General features: G+C 63.2%; 15 protein-coding genes. 8 read left to right on the top strand and 7 right to left on the bottom strand.

Annotation, left to right across the window (positions count from 1 at the left end; all coding sequences use genetic code 11):
* The gene (gene dnaN, locus Q0263_RS07385; RefSeq protein WP_298014887.1) at positions 1–1,110 is read left to right on the top strand and encodes a DNA polymerase III subunit beta; all 1,110 of its coding nucleotides are present in this window, start codon (positions 1–3) and stop codon (positions 1,108–1,110) included.
* A 39-nt stretch (positions 1,111–1,149) separates the two neighbouring features.
* Positions 1,150–3,603: a DNA topoisomerase (ATP-hydrolyzing) subunit B gene (gyrB, locus tag Q0263_RS07380; protein WP_298014885.1), complete on the top strand. Its 2,454-nt coding sequence runs from the start codon at positions 1,150–1,152 to the stop codon at positions 3,601–3,603.
* A gap of 124 nt (positions 3,604–3,727) precedes the next feature.
* Here gyrB and Q0263_RS07375 read toward each other — a convergent pair whose 3' ends face one another.
* Positions 3,728–4,294 (bottom strand): isoprenylcysteine carboxylmethyltransferase family protein, encoded by a 567-nt coding sequence (locus tag Q0263_RS07375; protein ID WP_298014883.1) that lies wholly within the window; start codon positions 4,292–4,294, stop codon positions 3,728–3,730.
* Positions 4,295–4,473: 179 nt separating this feature from the next.
* Here Q0263_RS07375 and Q0263_RS07370 point away from each other — a divergent pair, with 179 nt between their 5' ends.
* Positions 4,474–5,088, top strand: coding sequence for a PIN domain-containing protein (locus Q0263_RS07370; protein WP_298014881.1), 615 nt, complete (start codon positions 4,474–4,476; stop codon positions 5,086–5,088).
* A gap of 41 nt (positions 5,089–5,129) precedes the next feature.
* Here the strand turns inward: Q0263_RS07370 and Q0263_RS07365 are convergent, their stop codons facing one another.
* Positions 5,130–6,362 (bottom strand): YbfB/YjiJ family MFS transporter, encoded by a 1,233-nt coding sequence (locus tag Q0263_RS07365; RefSeq protein WP_298014879.1) that lies wholly within the window; start codon positions 6,360–6,362, stop codon positions 5,130–5,132.
* 108 nt (positions 6,363–6,470) lie between these two features.
* On the opposite strand from Q0263_RS07365, the gene gcvA reads away from it, so the two are divergent.
* Complete coding sequence (gcvA, locus tag Q0263_RS07360; protein ID WP_298014877.1) at positions 6,471–7,394, top strand: transcriptional regulator GcvA; 924 nt, start codon at positions 6,471–6,473, stop codon at positions 7,392–7,394.
* A gap of 24 nt (positions 7,395–7,418) precedes the next feature.
* On the opposite strand, the gene Q0263_RS07355 is transcribed toward gcvA, so the two are convergent.
* The gene (locus Q0263_RS07355; protein ID WP_298014875.1) at positions 7,419–7,853 is read right to left on the bottom strand and encodes a universal stress protein; all 435 of its coding nucleotides are present in this window, start codon (positions 7,851–7,853) and stop codon (positions 7,419–7,421) included.
* A gap of 243 nt (positions 7,854–8,096) precedes the next feature.
* On the opposite strand from Q0263_RS07355, the gene Q0263_RS07350 reads away from it, so the two are divergent.
* Positions 8,097–8,762, top strand: coding sequence for a response regulator (locus Q0263_RS07350; RefSeq protein ID WP_298014872.1), 666 nt, complete (start codon positions 8,097–8,099; stop codon positions 8,760–8,762).
* Positions 8,738–10,102, top strand: coding sequence for an ATP-binding protein (locus Q0263_RS07345; protein WP_298014870.1), 1,365 nt, complete (start codon positions 8,738–8,740; stop codon positions 10,100–10,102). Before Q0263_RS07350 ends, Q0263_RS07345 begins: the two co-directional genes overlap by 25 nt.
* On the opposite strand, the gene Q0263_RS07340 is transcribed toward Q0263_RS07345, so the two are convergent.
* The gene (locus tag Q0263_RS07340) at positions 10,068–10,667 is read right to left on the bottom strand and encodes a methyltransferase domain-containing protein (RefSeq protein ID WP_298014960.1); all 600 of its coding nucleotides are present in this window, start codon (positions 10,665–10,667) and stop codon (positions 10,068–10,070) included. The genes Q0263_RS07345 and Q0263_RS07340 overlap by 35 nt on opposite strands.
* A 137-nt stretch (positions 10,668–10,804) precedes the next feature.
* A complete protein-coding gene (locus tag Q0263_RS07335; RefSeq protein ID WP_298014868.1) occupies positions 10,805–11,485 on the bottom strand; it encodes an isoprenylcysteine carboxylmethyltransferase family protein in 681 nt (226 codons plus the stop codon).
* Between the two features lie 167 nt (positions 11,486–11,652).
* On the opposite strand from Q0263_RS07335, the gene Q0263_RS07330 reads away from it, so the two are divergent.
* Complete coding sequence (locus Q0263_RS07330) at positions 11,653–11,847, top strand: hypothetical protein (RefSeq protein ID WP_298014866.1); 195 nt, start codon at positions 11,653–11,655, stop codon at positions 11,845–11,847.
* Here Q0263_RS07330 and Q0263_RS07325 read toward each other — a convergent pair whose 3' ends face one another.
* Positions 11,848–12,468, bottom strand: a complete 621-nt coding sequence (locus tag Q0263_RS07325; protein WP_298014864.1) for a Fic family protein — start codon at positions 12,466–12,468, stop codon at positions 11,848–11,850. It abuts the gene before it with no gap.
* Between the two features lie 76 nt (positions 12,469–12,544).
* On the opposite strand from Q0263_RS07325, the gene Q0263_RS07320 reads away from it, so the two are divergent.
* Entirely contained in the window at positions 12,545–13,594 is a 1,050-nt protein-coding gene (locus Q0263_RS07320; protein ID WP_298014862.1) for a metallophosphoesterase, read from the top strand.
* Between the two features lie 720 nt (positions 13,595–14,314).
* On the opposite strand, the gene Q0263_RS07315 is transcribed toward Q0263_RS07320, so the two are convergent.
* The gene (locus Q0263_RS07315; RefSeq protein WP_298014860.1) at positions 14,315–15,535 is read right to left on the bottom strand and encodes a methionine aminotransferase; all 1,221 of its coding nucleotides are present in this window, start codon (positions 15,533–15,535) and stop codon (positions 14,315–14,317) included.
* Positions 15,536–15,747: the final 212 nt, after the last annotated feature.

The raw sequence follows: 15,747 nt of genomic DNA, 5'->3' as shown, positions 1-15,747 counted from the left end.
ATGCTACTGATACAAGCAAGCCGCGATGCCATCCTCAAGCCCCTGACGACCGTGGTGGGGATCGTCGAACGGCGCAACACCTTGCCGATCCTGGCCAATGTCCTGATCCGCAAGCAAGGCAATCAGGTTGCTTTCCTGGCCAACGATCTGGAAGTCCAGATCACCACGCAGGCCGATTTCGGGGTGGGCGACGACGTCCAGTCCACGACCGTGGCCGCCCGCAAGTTCCTCGACATCCTGCGCGCCCTGCCCGACACCGGCGACGTGCGCCTGTCGCTGGACGACGCGAAACTGTCCGTCCAGGCGCGCCGCAGCCGCTTCGCCCTGCAGACGCTGAACGCCGCCGACTACCCCACGGTGTCCCAGGCGGATCAATGGACGGCATCGTTCTCCATGCCGCAGAAGTCCCTGAAGCAGCTCTTCAACCAGGTGCACTTTTCCATGGCGCAGCAGGACATCCGCTACTACCTGAACGGCCTGCTGATGGTGCTGGAACCCGGCAAGGTCCGGGCCGTGTCCACGGACGGCCACCGCCTGGCGCACGCCAGCATCGCCGTCGAGGGCCTGGAAGCCCAGATGGACGCCATCATCCCGCGCAAGACCGTGCATGAAATGCAGCGTCTGCTGGCCGATGACGAATCGCCGGTGCAGATCGACCTGGCCGCGGGCCAGATCCGCTTCCGCTTCGACCAGATCGAACTGGTCTCGAAGCTCGTGGAAGGCAAGTTCCCCGACTACAAGCGCGTCATCCCGACCGGCTATACGCGCCACATCCTGATCCCCCGCGAATCGCTGCAGGCCAGCCTGCAGCGCGCCGCCATCCTGACCACCGACAAGCTCAAGGGCGTGCGGCTGCAGCTGGGCGACAACCTGCTGCGCATTTCCTCGTCCAACGCCGAACAGGAAGAGGCTCGCGAAGAACTCGAGGTCGACTACGCCCAGGAACCGCTGGACGTGGCCTTCAACGTCACCTACCTGCTCGACGTGCTGGCCAACGTCAAGACGGAAAACGTCAGCTGGTCGGTGCAGCCGGACGTCAACGCCTCGGTGCTGATCACGGTGCCCGACGACGACGAATTCAAGTACGTCGTCATGCCCATGCGCATCTGATCGCCGCCCGCGCCCGACTGATTCAATCACAGGATTTCCATGTCAGAACCCACCACTCCGAACACGCCATCCGCCGGCTACGGCGCCGATTCGATCAAGATGCTCAAAGGCCTGGAAGCCGTCCGCAAACGGCCGGGCATGTACATCGGCGACACGTCGGATGGCACCGGCCTGCACCACATGGTCTTCGAAGTGGTGGACAACGCCATCGACGAGGCCCTGGCCGGGTACTGCGACGACATCGTCGTCACCATCCACGCCGACAACAGCATTTCGGTCATGGACAACGGCCGGGGCATCCCCACGGCCATCCACAAGGACGACGAACATCACCGCAGCGCGGCCGAAATCGTCATGACCGAACTGCACGCCGGCGGGAAGTTCGACCAGAACTCCTACAAGGTGTCGGGCGGCCTGCATGGCGTGGGCGTGTCCTGCGTCAACGCGCTGTCCGAATGGCTGCGCCTGACGATCTGGCGCAACGGCCACGAACACCAGATGGAATTCCGGCGCGGCGAACGGGTCGCCCCGCTGGCCATCACCGGCGATTCCGAACGCACCGGCACCCGGGTCCAGTACCTGGCCGACTCCGAGATCTTCAGCAACATCGACTACACCTACGAAATCCTGGCGCGCCGGCTGCGCGAACTGTCCTTCCTGAACAACGGCGTGAAGATCCGCCTGGTGGACGAGCGCACGGGCCAGGATGAAAACCTGGCCTTCCTGGGCGGGGTCAAGGGCTTCGTCCAGTACATCAACCGCGCCAAGACCACGCTGCACGACAACGTGTTCGCCGTCACGACCGAATCCGACGCCGGCGGCGTGCGCGTAGGCGTGGAAGTCGCCATGCAATGGAACGACAGCTACGCCGAAACCGTGCTGTGCTTCACCAACAACATCCCGCAGCGCGACGGCGGCACCCACCTGACGGGCCTGCGGGCCGCCATGACCCGGGTGCTGAACAAGTACATCACGGACAACGAACTGGCGAAGAAGGCCAAGGTCGACACCACCGGCGACGACATGCGCGAAGGCCTGGCCTGCGTGCTGTCGGTCAAGGTCCCGGAACCCAAGTTCAGCAGCCAGACCAAGGACAAGCTCGTCTCCAGCGAGGTCCGCCCCGCCGTCGAGGACGCCGTCAGCCGCACGCTGGAAACCTGGCTGCTGGAAAATCCCAACGACGCCCGCGCCCTGTGTTCCAAGATCGTGGAAGCCGCCCGCGCCCGCGAGGCCGCCCGCAAGGCCCGCGAGATGACGCGCCGCAAGAGCGTCCTGGAAGGCGCCGGCCTGCCGGGCAAGCTGGCGGACTGCCAGGAAAAAGACCCCGCCCTGTGCGAGCTGTACATCGTGGAAGGGGACTCGGCCGGGGGCTCGGCCAAACAGGGCCGCGACCGCAAGTTCCAGGCCATCCTGCCGCTGCGCGGCAAGGTGCTGAACGTCGAAAAGGCCCGCTTCGACCGCCTGCTGTCCAGCGAACAGATCACCACGCTGATCACGGCGCTGGGCACCAGCATCGGCCCCGATTTCAACATCGACAAGCTGCGCTATCACCGCATCATCATCATGACCGACGCGGACGTGGACGGCGCCCACATCCGCACCCTGCTGCTGACGCTGTTCTACCGCCAGATGCCCGCGCTGATCGAACGCGGCTACGTCTACATCGCCCAGCCGCCGCTGTACAAGGTCAAGGTCGGCCGGGAAGAACGCTATCTGAAGGACGACGGCGAGGAAGCCCAGTTCATGCTGCAGCTGGCCCTGAAGGACACCGAACTGGTGACCAGCGCCGGCGCCGCCCCCATCCGCGACGACGCGCTGATGGATCTGGCCCGCCAGTACGTCCTGGCCGACCACGTCATCGCCCGCCTGTCGCGCATCATGGACATCGAAGCCCTGTCCGCCATGGCCGAAGGCGTGCAGGTCAGCCTGGTGGACGAGTCCGCCGCCCGCGCCAGCGCCGCCGCGCTGGAACAGGCCCTGCGCGACCCGGAAGCCCCCGACGCCGTCCACGTCGAGGCCCAGTACGACGACATCGAGGACGCCTGGCGCCTGGCCGTCATCCGCCCCCACTTCGGCAACCTGCGCGTCAGCCTGTTCGACCGCGGCTTCGTGCGCGGCGGCGACTACGCCGTCCTGTCCCGCACGGCCAAGACCTTCCTGGGCCTGCTGGGCGAAGGCGCCGTCGTGCGCCGGGGCGTCGGCGACAAGATGAAGGAAAAATCCGTCGGCGATTTCCGCGAGGTCATGCAATGGCTGCGCACCGAGGCCGAACGCGGCATCAGCAAGCAGCGCTACAAGGGCCTGGGCGAAATGAACCCCGAACAGCTCTGGGAAACGACCATGGACCCGTCCGTGCGTCGCCTGCTGCGCGTGCAGATCGAGGACGCCATCGCCGCCGACGAGATCTTCGTCACCCTGATGGGCGACAACGTCGAACCGCGCCGGGCCTTCATCGAAGCGCATGCGCTGCAGGCGGGGAACATCGACGTTTGACGGTTGTTGGATTTCGAAGAAATCGGCCAAGGTTCACGGAAAAATCCGGCCACCCATAGCGCTTTGAAAAATGACCGCCGATCAGGCGGTCATTTCTTTGCAGCCACCGCATTCCGGAAGTGATTCAGAGATACCGCCTGACCCGCCCGCAATACGCGAGGTACTCCTGCCCATAGTGATGCCTCAGGAACTGCTCTTCGAGCAGCACCTGCCGATGAAAAAGCCCGATCGCCGCACCGGCATAGACCAGGAGGACCCAGTTCGGGAACACCAGGAACTGTCCAAGCACGATGGAAGCGAAGCCGACATAAATGGGGTTGCGGCTGAACGCGAAGATCCCGGTGGTGATGAGCTTGTCGGGATGATCGGCGTCGATGCCCACGCGAAAGCTCCGTCCGAAAGAGATCAGGCTCCACAGCAACACGGCCAGGCCGGCCGCGCACAGGGCGACACCCGCCCAGGCGACCGGATCCGACTCGAAGAACGTCCGCGTGCTAACCGAAGGCCAGCCGAACGCGGCGGCGAACACAAGATAGAAATAAAAGAAGGCGAACGGCGGGATCAGGAAATCCCTTTTGTCGATCGCACCGAACTTCAGGGCCTGCACTCCCGCCCGGCGCATCACGAGGGCGCGGGCCAGCACCATTCCGAGCATCAGCACGATGGTCAGCGCGGCGAAGTATCTCTGCATGAGCTTTCCCCGGTGGGCAACGGAATCCGTATTTCCATGATACCCACTGCCAGGGCTTGAGGAAATGAACGCCGACTTGATCCGAGCTGCCATTTTTGCTCTACTTCAGCCCAGCGTCCGGCATCCATGGGGCGTGCCCCCTCCGTCGAAACCCCGCATCCACCGCCTTGTGGCGCCCCATGTTCCGCTCTGTCCCTCCCTTCGTCGTCCTCGATGCCTGTGTGCTGATGTCCACGGTGCAGCGCCAATTGCTGCTGCGTGTGGCCGACCAGGGCGTATTCCAGCCGATCTGGACCGAACGCATCGGCGAGGAATGGCGCCGCAACGCGGCGCGCTTGTGGCAGATTCCGCCTGAAACGCTGGCGGAACAATGGGACGCCATGAATCAGTGCTTTCCCGGCGCCATGGAGGCCAACACCGCCCCCTACGAAATCGGTTTGCGCTACAGCGACCCGAAGGATTTTCACGTGATCGCGGCCGGCCTGGCGCGACGGGCGCGCTGCGGCTTGCAGCGCCCGCCCGCCGTGCAGGTGATGACATGGAACCTGAAGGATTTCGATCGATCCGAATTGCGGCGCCAGGGGCTGGATGCGTATTCCCCCGATCAATTGCTGGCCGAATGGTGGCGGGCGGGATCATCGCGCCTGGATGCCGCCGTGCAGGCCGTGGCCGCCGATTCCGTTGCGCTGGGCCATGCCCCCGAGCCGCTGGCCGATACCTTGCAGCGCGAACGGCTGCATCGCCTCAAGCGGTTGACGGCCGAAACGCCGACGCCGACGCCGACGCCGCAGTGACCGTAGCGGCTGCGAACCCGGTCCGCACCAGACGTGTTTAGTCACCGCAACGCGGCACCCGGCTTCGCCACCGACCCGCGTTGCAACGACGCGAGCGCAACGCAGAGCACCAGCAGGCCGATGGCGGAAAACATACCGACGCGCATACCGCCATAGTCGGCGATCGATCCGCACAGCAATGGCCCTGCGGTCTGCCCCAGCGAGAACATGACGGTCATCGCCGCGATGATCCGTGTCCACGCATGCGAGGGAACGAGCCCGCGCGCATAGTCGAGATGCGCGAACGCGCTGGCCATCAGCGACCCCCCGAACAACGCCGCCGATAGCATGACCGCGGCAACGCCCTGCATCAGCAGAAGGACCAGCGCGCTTGCGATCAGCACGCCCGTGGTCAGAACCACCCCGCCGCTGCCACGCAGCCGGCCAAGCAACGGCCCCCACAGAATCATTGAGGCACTGACCGCCAGTCCCGCCACAATCCAGAAGTCCACGATGCGCGCCTGATCATAACCGGCGGCGTGAAGGTATGCGATCACGAACGTCATCAGCGCATAGTAGCCAGCGCCATAAAGGAAATAAGCCCACAAAATAGGACGCAGGCGGCCTAGCGAGACGCTCGTACCGCCTGCCACCGCGACCGCCATCGGCGGCACGCGTTTCACCGCCGGGATCGCCAATGCGATTGAAATCAGCGTCAACAGCCCCAGCACTATCCAACTGCCGGCCCAATCCCACTCCGAGGCCAGCACAGGCGGAAGGATCAGGCCGCTCAAGACCATGCCAATCCCCGCGCCAGACCCATAAATGATGGTGAACAGGCTGCTGCGGCCCGAGGCGGCGCCCGCCCGCGCAGCGAGGCTGAAGCCCGTGATGAATACGCAGCCCGTTACGAAACCGGCAATGAAGCGCATCAGGAGCAGCGCCCCATAATCATGAAACAGGGCCATGGCCAGCAGGGATGCGGCGGTAATGAGAAGCCCGAGCACGAACACGCGTGCGGTGCCGAGCCAGCGCTCCGCCTGTACGGTCAACAGCGACCCGAGCAAGTAACCCACCGCCATTGCGGTGCCGAGTGAACCGGCCTGGGCAAAGCTCCAGTGCAAGCCGTGCCGCATTGCGGGCAGCAACAGGGAGTATGCGAACCGCGCAAAGCCCAGCGCGGCTGCCGCCCCCATTGCCAGGCCGGCCGGCACCCACAGCGAAGTGCTGGACGATTCGACTGTCCTCTCGGGGCCGGACCGCGAGTCGAGGGTGGCGCAATTGGAACGGTCCATTCTGAACTCCGTCATTCATCAAGCAGGATTCAGAAAGGTATGCCTGCGCGGCGCAGAATTCCAACGAGATTTTTTGACCCGATAGGTGAGCTGGACTAACATTTTCCGATGCCGGATCACCTGCCTTCGCTCAAGGCTCTACGCATCTTCGAAGCCGCCGGGCGCCACCACGGCTACAGCCGCGCCGCGGAAGAACTGTTCCTCACGCACAGCGCCGTCAGCCACCAGATCAAGGCGCTGGAGGCCGAGCTCGGAACAAAGCTGTTTCGGCGCGCGGGCCGCTCCATGTTGCTGACCGAAGACGGCCGGCGACTCTACCTTGCGGTGAACGAGGCCCTGTCGCTCATTGCGAAGGGTGTTGCGCAAGTACGCGCGGATGACCGGCCCCAGACCCTGAACGTCAGCGCGCCGCCTTCACTCGCGATCTGGCTGGTGCCGCGATTGGCAGACTTCCGACAACGCCACCCGCATCTGGAAATCAATCTCAGCGGCGCTATCGCGCTGGTCGATTTCAATCACGATGACGTGGATCTCGCCTTGCGTTTCGGCCACGGCGTCTGGCCGGGCTTGCGCGCGGATCGGCTTCCACTGGACGACCTCGTCTACCTGGCGGTCTGCAGCCCGGCATATCGTCGCGGACGCCTGCCCGGAACGGTCGGCGAACTACGCAAGTGCACCTTGATCCATCATCCATTCATGTCCTGGGTGGAATGGTTCAGGAGCGCGGGAAGGAACGTCGAGCCGTCGATGCCGGGGCCTCGTTTCAATGAGTACCCGCTCGCGATGCAAGCCGCGCTTTCCGGACAGGGGGTGATGCTCGCCAACCCGATCATGATCGGTGCTGAACTCGCAAGTGGCCGGCTGGTGCGCGTACTGCAGGATCAGCCCGCGTTTCGCCAGTCGTCCGCCTATTACATCGTCTTCCCGGAAAACCGCGCACTACCGTCCAAGGCGCGCGTATTCTGCGACTGGCTGCTGAAGCAGGCGCACCAATCGACCGCCGCAAAATCGAACATACGCGGCAAGACCTAGAGGCTCCCGGCGGAAGCCGCCAGCCTATTCCGTCTGCTGGATCAGCAGCACCGGGCGCCGGGTCATCGACAACACCCGCCCGGCCACGGATCCCAGCACGGCGTCCAGCAGGACGCCGCGGCCGTGCGCCCCCATGACGATCATGTGGGCATCGATCTCGTCCGCATAGCGGGCGATTTCCTTGGGCGCGAACCCGACCAGCGCGCGAGTGACGCACGGAACCCCGGTCTCGCCCAGCACATCCGCCGTCGGCTTCAGGACCTTGACGGCCTCTTCCTCATGCCAGTCCTTGATGACCTGTTCGTCGACGAAACGGGCGACGTTGCCGGGCAGCCGGGGCGTGACGTGGATGATGTGCACGGAGCCGCCCTCGGGCAGCAGCCCCGCCTGAGCGATGTAGCGCGCCGCCTGCAGGCTGTACGCGGATCCGTCGCTGGCCAGCACGATGTCCTTTGCCATGAAAAGCTCCTGTCTGGTTGTCCAATGGACAATTTATCGCATTGCGGCATCCCCCGGACACCGGGGCGCGCCGAATCCTTGCACCAGGACAAGACTTCCGCGGATTGCGCGGCCCGGCCGCGCGGCATCGCCCTCCGACAACATCCGGACCGCCCCGCGAAGAAGCGCTGGAACGGCCCGCCAGCCCCTGACCGCCGCCTTTCGATTTATCCTTGGTCCTCAAAGAATGAGGATGGAAAACCCATGCGCGTGCTACTGGTCGAAGACGACCCCATGATCGGCCAGGTCGTCCGCGATGCCCTGCAGGACGCCGCCTACGCGGCCGACTGGGTGCGCAACGGCCAGGCCGCGCTCGATGCCCTGGCCGCGCAGCATTACGACCTGGCGCTGCTGGACCTGGGCCTGCCAGGCAAGGACGGCCTGGAGGTCCTGGACACCTTGCGCGCGCGGCGCAACCTCATCCCCGTCCTGATCATCACCGCCCGCGATGCCCTGCACGATCGCTTGCGCGGCCTGGATGCCGGCGCGGACGACTACATCCTCAAGCCTTTCGACATGGCCGAACTGCTGGCCCGGATGCGGGCCGTCATCCGGCGCCGGAACGGCCAGGCCAGCCCCATGCTGGATAATGGGGTGGTCACGCTGGATCTCGCCACCAAACAGGCATGCGCTCAGGACGGTTCGCCCGTGCAGTTGTCCGGCCGCGAATTTTCCCTGCTCCAGGCCCTGCTGATGCGGCCCGGCGCCATCCTGTCGCGGGCAGAACTGGAAGACCGGCTGTACGGCTGGGGCGAGGAAGTCGAAAGCAATGCCGTCGAATTCCTGATTCACGCCCTGCGGCGCAAACTGGGACACGATGTGATCCGCAACGTCCGGGGACTGGGATGGATGGTTTCAAAACACAGCTGAAAGCGTCCCTGCAATTCCGCCTGTCCTTCATCCTGTCGGCGGTCATCGTCGCCGTGGCCGGCATCGCGGGCGTCTTTTCCTTTTTCTCGGCCCTGGACGAAGCCCACGAACTGCAGGACGACGTGCTCTACCAGATCGCGGAACTGATGGACCAGCAGCATCTGGTGCTGGCGCCGGGCAACGCATCCGCCCACCTGGCCGATGGCGACCAGGATTCCTACATCATCATCCAGCGTCTGGGCCCGCCGGCGGCCGGATATCGACCGCCGCCCGAGGGCGCCCTGTCGCTGCCCGGCAACCTGGCCGAGGGCATGCATACCCTGGAATCACGCGGCGACACATACCGGGTGCTGGTCAAGAGCCGCCCTTCCGGCGAACGCGTCGCCATCGCCCAGGAAACCGACTTTCGCGATGGAATCGCCCGGGAAAGCGCCCTGCGCACCCTGATGCCCTTTCTGATCCTGGTGCCGATCCTGCTGCTGATCATCCCGCGCCTGGTGCGCAGGCTGTTCCAGCCGATGGCCGGGCTCTCCGGGGAAATCGACCGGCGCTCATTCGAAGACCTGAGCCCCGTGCCGGATCGTCACCTGCCCACGGAAGTGCGCCCCTTCGTCATCGCCATCAACCGGCTGCTGACGCGGCTGGCCCGATCGCGTGAAACGCAGCGCCGCTTCGTGGCCGATGCCGCGCACGAACTGCGCTCCCCGATGACGGCGCTGTCGCTGCAGGCCGAACGGCTGGGCGAATCCGATCTGCCGCCGTCCGCCCGCGAACGGCTGTCCGCCCTGCGCCAGGGCATCCAGAGGGGCCGCAACCTGCTGGACCAGCTGCTGAGCCTCGCCAAAGCGCAGTCGGCCGTCGATCCTGCGATCACGCCGGGACCGACATCGATTCCCGTGCTGTACCGGCGGGTGCTCGAAGACCTGATTCCGCAGGCCCAGGCCAAGGCGGTGGACCTGGGCGTGACCCAGGTTCCGGACATCCGGATCCAGGCCAGCGAACTGGATCTGGGCGCGATCATCCGGAATCTGGTGGACAACGCGATCCGCTACACCCCGGTCGGAGGCCGGATCGACTTGTCCGCCCGCGAGGTCGGTGACATGGTCGAGCTGTGCGTCTCCGACACCGGCCCCGGTATTCCCATCCCGGAAAGAAAACGCGTGTTCGATCCGTTCTACCGGGTGCTGGGCACTGAACAGGTCGGCTCCGGCCTGGGGCTGGCCATCGTCAGGACCATCGTCGCCCGTCTGGGCGCCGACATCGACCTGGATTTCTCGGACGTCGCGGCCGAGACGGGGCTGAAAGTCACGATCCGCTTCCGGCAAACGCCATCCGCCTGAAGATGCGCACCCGGGCAGGCGGCATGTTCAGCCAGGCATAGCGGCTGGGGTCTTCGGCAAAGCCTTCGAACAAGTCCATGTCGCGCCCCCACAGAGCGTACGTGAATTGCACCAGAAGGCCGTCCATCGCCAGGCATTGCCGCCACTGTTCCACAACGGCGCCGACGACATCGGGAGGCAATGAACGCAGCGGCAGGCTGGACACTACCGCGTCCACCTTCTTGTTGGCCGGCAGCAGGGATTCCAGGTCGGCCGCATCGCCGCCCACGACGGTCAGCGCCGGAAAGCGGTAGCGCAGGTGCTGCACGAACGCGGGGGACCGTTCCACGATCCACAGCCTTCGGCCGGGGATGCCGCGGTCCAGCAAAGCCTGCGTCACCGCGCCGGTTCCCGCCCCGAGCTCCACGACCAAGCCATCGCCCGACAGGGGAACCTGGGCCGCCATCTGGCGGGCCAACTGCCTGGAACTGGGCCAGACGGCGCCGACCGACCCCGGACGAGCCAGCCATTCCCGTAGAAAAAGTCCTGGCGAGACGGTTTGCACCAGTCCCGCCAGTCTATGCATGTCCGCCTGATAGCGGGCCTGATACTGGCGCAGATTCCGCACCAGCGGAATAGCGCCAATCTGTCTGTTCTTCAGCATGCAGGTCTCCGTTGCCTGATGATCAAGAGATGACTTGAGCAAACTTGGATGCGCTTGGGTCAGAACAGAAAAAAGTATACATGCACCCATCCCGCCTGTTGGGCGGCTTCGATGGCCTCGAAGACAGGAATGGAAAGAAAGTATGGCAAGGCGTCACGCACGGTATTCCAAACGCCCTGCAGATCCACCGTGACGTGCTGGGGCGATTCCCACAAGGACCATTTGGGCAGGAAGCGCGGAGTCTTCCGGCAATATGCCTCGTAGCTGGCGCCGAAAGCCTGGCGCAACAAGATCTCTTCTTCGCCGACGATCCAATGGAAAATCAGGCTGGCCAGCGCCGCCAATGCCAGCCCGACCACCAGGCTGCCCGTCTGCAGCCCGATGCCGAAAACCGCCAGGATGGAAAACACGTACAAGGGATTGCGGCTGACCGAATAAGGGCCTTCGGCCACCAGATCCGCGCCTTTGCGGCCCCCCAGGTACAGCATGCAGGCGCAGCGTCCCAGCACGGCCAGAATCAGGAAGGCCAGCCCGATCCATTCCAGGCCCTGGTTCATCCAGCTGGATTCGGGCCAGGCGGAACTCACCCAGGGCAGCACGCAGACGGCCATGGCGGCCAGAATACCCAGTGCGCGGCGGCGGCGCACCTGAGCCTTGGCCAGATGCGCCCAGGTCGCATCGAGCGTCGCCGCATTCGCCTTGCCATCGGCCGAATCGGCATCCATAGGAACATGTCCCATTCCAGCATCCTGTTCAAACTGGCCAAAAGCGGCCAGCCTGCGACCTTACATCGCAATACTTAGATAACCCTTAGGAAATGTCTCGAAATCCCTGCATTCAAACGCCTTGAATACAAATTTTCCATCTGGAATCAGGGGCTTCCACGCAATGCGAAGTATAATGGGGCATGCTTTCCAGCACCCTTCCGCTCGTTCCCGATCTGCTGGCCGCGGCTCCCGCCGTGGACCTGCGCCGCATCATCCGCGCCGTCGCCAGTTCGACGGCCATCGAAACCGGCCAGGCCATCCAGGAACTCGAAAACCAACTGCTGTCCGACGGCCGCTTTCCCGCGCTGGAACTGGCCGTCTCCGGTCCGGCCTGATCAGTTTTCTTCTTCGGGCACGATGCGCTCGACCCAGGTCTTCATCAACTGATAATCGCCCATCAGCCCCATCTGGATGGCCTGGATGTAATGGGACCGGTGAGCTTCCCACGGACTGTAGTCCAGCGGCCCCAGGCCGGCCTGCACGGCCATCACGTCCGCCAGCAGACGCGCGATCCTGCCGTTGCCTTCTCGAAACGGATGGATCAGGATGAATTCCACGTGCGTCAGGGCAATGGCTTCGATCAGGTCGGGGCGCGACATGCCGAAACACGGCGTGTACCGGGCCAGGTAGCACCGATCGTAATCCTCCAGCAAAGCCGGAATCCGGTCGGCCGCCGCAAATGGGAAACCGCCCTTGCTCATGTTGACCGAACGTTCGCAACCCGCCCAGGCATACACATTGCCCAGCCAGCGGCGATGCCATTCCCGGATCAGGCGGACCGTGATCGCCCCCTGAGGCAATTGCTGCAGGACATGGACATACAGCTTGCGCAGCAGCATCAGTTCCGCATGATTGATGTCATCGCGCGTGACGATGCCCAGCTTGTTCTTGAGAACTTCGCCGTCCGATCCTTCCTGATAGCTGTTCTGCCACCCGCTGACCTGATATCGGCTCATCAGACAGTCTCCTGCAAAACCCACCCCCCGGATTCCTCCCATTGTCCTCAATCCCGGCGCGAAGGAAAATAGGGGCATGAACCCAACACTTGTCCACACCCTGGCCGAACAGCCGTTGGCCATCATCGGCGACATCCACGGCGAGATCCAGGCGCTCGATGCCTTGCTGGATCAACTCGATCATCACCCCGCACTCAAAGACAGACTGCTGATCTTCATCGGCGACCTGTGCGACCGTGGCCCGGACAGCGTGGCCGTGATCCAGCGGGTGCGCGAACTGGTCGACCAGGGACGCGCGCTGGCCATTCTGGGCAACCACGAAATCAACCTGCTGGCCCACGACGCCAAGGACGGTTCCGGGTGGTTCTTCGACAGCCGTGAAACCCCGGACACCCCGCATTACGCGCCATTCACCCGGGCCACGGCTACTCAGCGCCCCGAAATCCGCGACTTTTTCTGCAGCCTGCCCCTGGCCATCCGCATGCCCGGCCTCCGGATCGTCCATGCGGCCTGGGATCCGGTCGCCATCGAATCCGTCGCCGGGGCTCCCCTGGGAAGCATCCTGGAACTGATCCACGAATGGGATCTGCGCATTCAGCAGCTGGCGGAAAAAAACGACCTGCGGGCGCGCTACATCGCCGAACGCGAACGCTGGAGCCGCGAACTGGAAGACCCCAACGATCCGCCCCCCTACCTGGACGCCGTCGCCGATTTCGAATCCCTGCAGCAGCGCTTCAACCCGATCAAGCGCATGACATCCGGCATCGAAGCCCGCAGCGCCCAGCCCTTCTATTCCGGCCACCGATGGCGCTATTCGGACCGCATCGCCTGGTGGGACCAGGATCCCGATCCGACTCCCGTCGTCATCGGCCACTACTGGCGCCTGTTCCAGGCTCCCGAGAAGCTGGATCACTGGCGCTACAGCCGCCTGTTCCAGCATGTCGGCCCCACTTCCTGGCACGGATCGCAGCGCCAGGCCTACTGCATCGATTATTCCGTCGGCGCCCGCTGGAGCGAGCGTCGGCAGCAGGGCCGCGTCAGCGCCACACGCTACCGCCTGGCCGCCCTGCTCTGGCCGGAACGCCAACTGGTTTTCGACAACGGACAGCAACTGCCCACGACCTGATCCGGGCTGTGGACAAACAGAGGGGCGGTGGGCCGTGAACTTCCTGGGGACAGTTTGTCGATAAGTCGCCGACCCGGGGACAGTCCGCAATCGGTCCACAATCCATCCCCCATCGGTCCCCACGACAAACCACAGGAAAAAATCGGCCACGGCCTTGATTCGGCGGGACTTTCCAGCTTGTCCCACTTATCCACAGGCATCCATCAACTATCTTATAGATATATAGAAGATTGTTAGAAGAAGATGGATCCGGGCCTGGGCTCGACCGATTTCCTGCAGGCTCTTTCCGGGGTACGGCACGGACGAGCTACGAACCTGGGGTACCTCATCTCCCGACTTCAGCAAGTCGCCTGCCCGGCTCGGGCGCCCTGTCCGGTCCGAGCAGGACCCGCACGCAAGTTTTTTTCAGCACACCGTCAGGAAGTGGAATTCCGTTCATCGGCCCCCTCTCTTGTGGATAAACAGAGGGGACGCGGGCTGTGAATCATCGGTGGACGGGATATGCACAAGTCCGGTTTTTCCGGATCGATGAAAAGGTGTCCCCAAACGGTCCATCACGGGGTCACATGGTCATCCACTGGGAAATCTTTCATAAGCAACTGATTCTAAAAGAATAAGTGATTTATGCCACTTATCCACAGGACTCCATCAGTCTTATCAGTTAAATATAAAAGATAAAGACAAACAGATGCCTCGCTCCGAGAACCTCAGCAGTCTTTCCTACACGTTCACCAATCTTTCGATGGCGGTATCCAGCGTGGCGTCCTGCTTGGCAAAGCACAGGCGCAGCAGCTGGTGGTTCGCGCGCGGTGATGCGGGATCCTCATAGAACGCCGAGACGGGTATCGTGGCCACCCCCGCCTCTTGTGCCAGTCTGATGGCCAGTTCTTTTTCCAGGCCTTCGCCCAGTGCGCTGGTGTCGACCAGCAGGAAGAACGTGCCTTCGGAATGCAGAGGCCGCAACCTGCTGGCATTCAGGCCCTGCACCAGTCGGTCGCGCTTGCGCTGGTAAAAGGCGGACAGCCCCTGGATGGCTTGTGTCTGTTTGAGATAAGCGGCGATTCCTGCCTGGATGGGCGTGTTTACCGAATACACGGCGAACTGATGGACCTTGCGGATCTCCTGGGATATCGGACCTGGTGCGCAGCAGTAGCCGATTTTCCAGGCCGTGGCATGGAATGTTTTCGCGAAGGACGACACCAGTATGCAGCGCGCGGCCAGAGCGGGACGGGAGGTCGGGCTGAGATGAGAGTTGCCGTCGAAGACGATGTGCTCGTAGGCCTCGTCTGACATGATCAGGAAATCGTGCCTGGCTGCGATCTGTTCCAGGGCGTCCAGATCTTCTTCGCGCAGCGTCAGGCCGCTGGGGTTATGCGGAAAATTCAATATCAACAGTCGGGTTCTGGATGTGACGGCATGCGCGATGGCATTCCAGTCCAGGGAGAATCGAGGCTTGTCCTGTGTGGGCGGATTCATCGCGACACGAACGGATGTGCCGCCCGCCAATGTCACGACGGGGGCGTAAAGATCGTAGGACGGGTCAATCAGAATGACTTCGTCGCCTGCATGGACCAGCGCCAGAATGCTGGAGGTCAGGGCTTCGGTGGCTCCGGAAGTGACAGTGATGTCGGTATCCGCGTCGTAGGGATGGCCTTGGTGCGCGATGACCTTGTCTCGAATGGCCTGGCGCAGCGCCGGCACTCCGGTCATGGGGGCGTATTGGTTAGGGCCTTGCTGAATGGCCTGGCATACCGCGTTCAATAAATCGCTGTCCGGCTGATAATCCGGAAACCCCTGCCCCAGGTTGATGGCATTCAAGTGATGAGCCAATGTGCTCATTTCGCTGAAGATGGTGTCCCCCACCAAAGGCAGTTTCGATTTTAGTTTGATCATATATGTTGGATTTGGAATACTTTTTAAGGAAATTCGCCAATTATTCATGCAGGACGTAGCCGGCGCGGATACAATCTGACTTAGGGAAAACTATGATTTGACTTTTTTGCAAGCGTGGTTATTCTCCCTGTTGCAATGCAATTCAAGCAGCACGCACGTCTCGCAGTAGGCTTGCCCTGTCGCTCACCGCTACTCAGGCACGATCTGTTCCGTTTCCGCGTTCTTGATTCATTGTTGTTTTCTTTCTTTTATTAGGACGT

This window comes from uncultured Castellaniella sp., from assembly GCF_937988725.1.
Lineage (GTDB): Bacteria > Pseudomonadota > Gammaproteobacteria > Burkholderiales > Burkholderiaceae_B > Castellaniella.
Note: the sequence above shows the minus strand (reverse complement) of the source record. Positions and strands in the feature narration are given on the sequence as shown.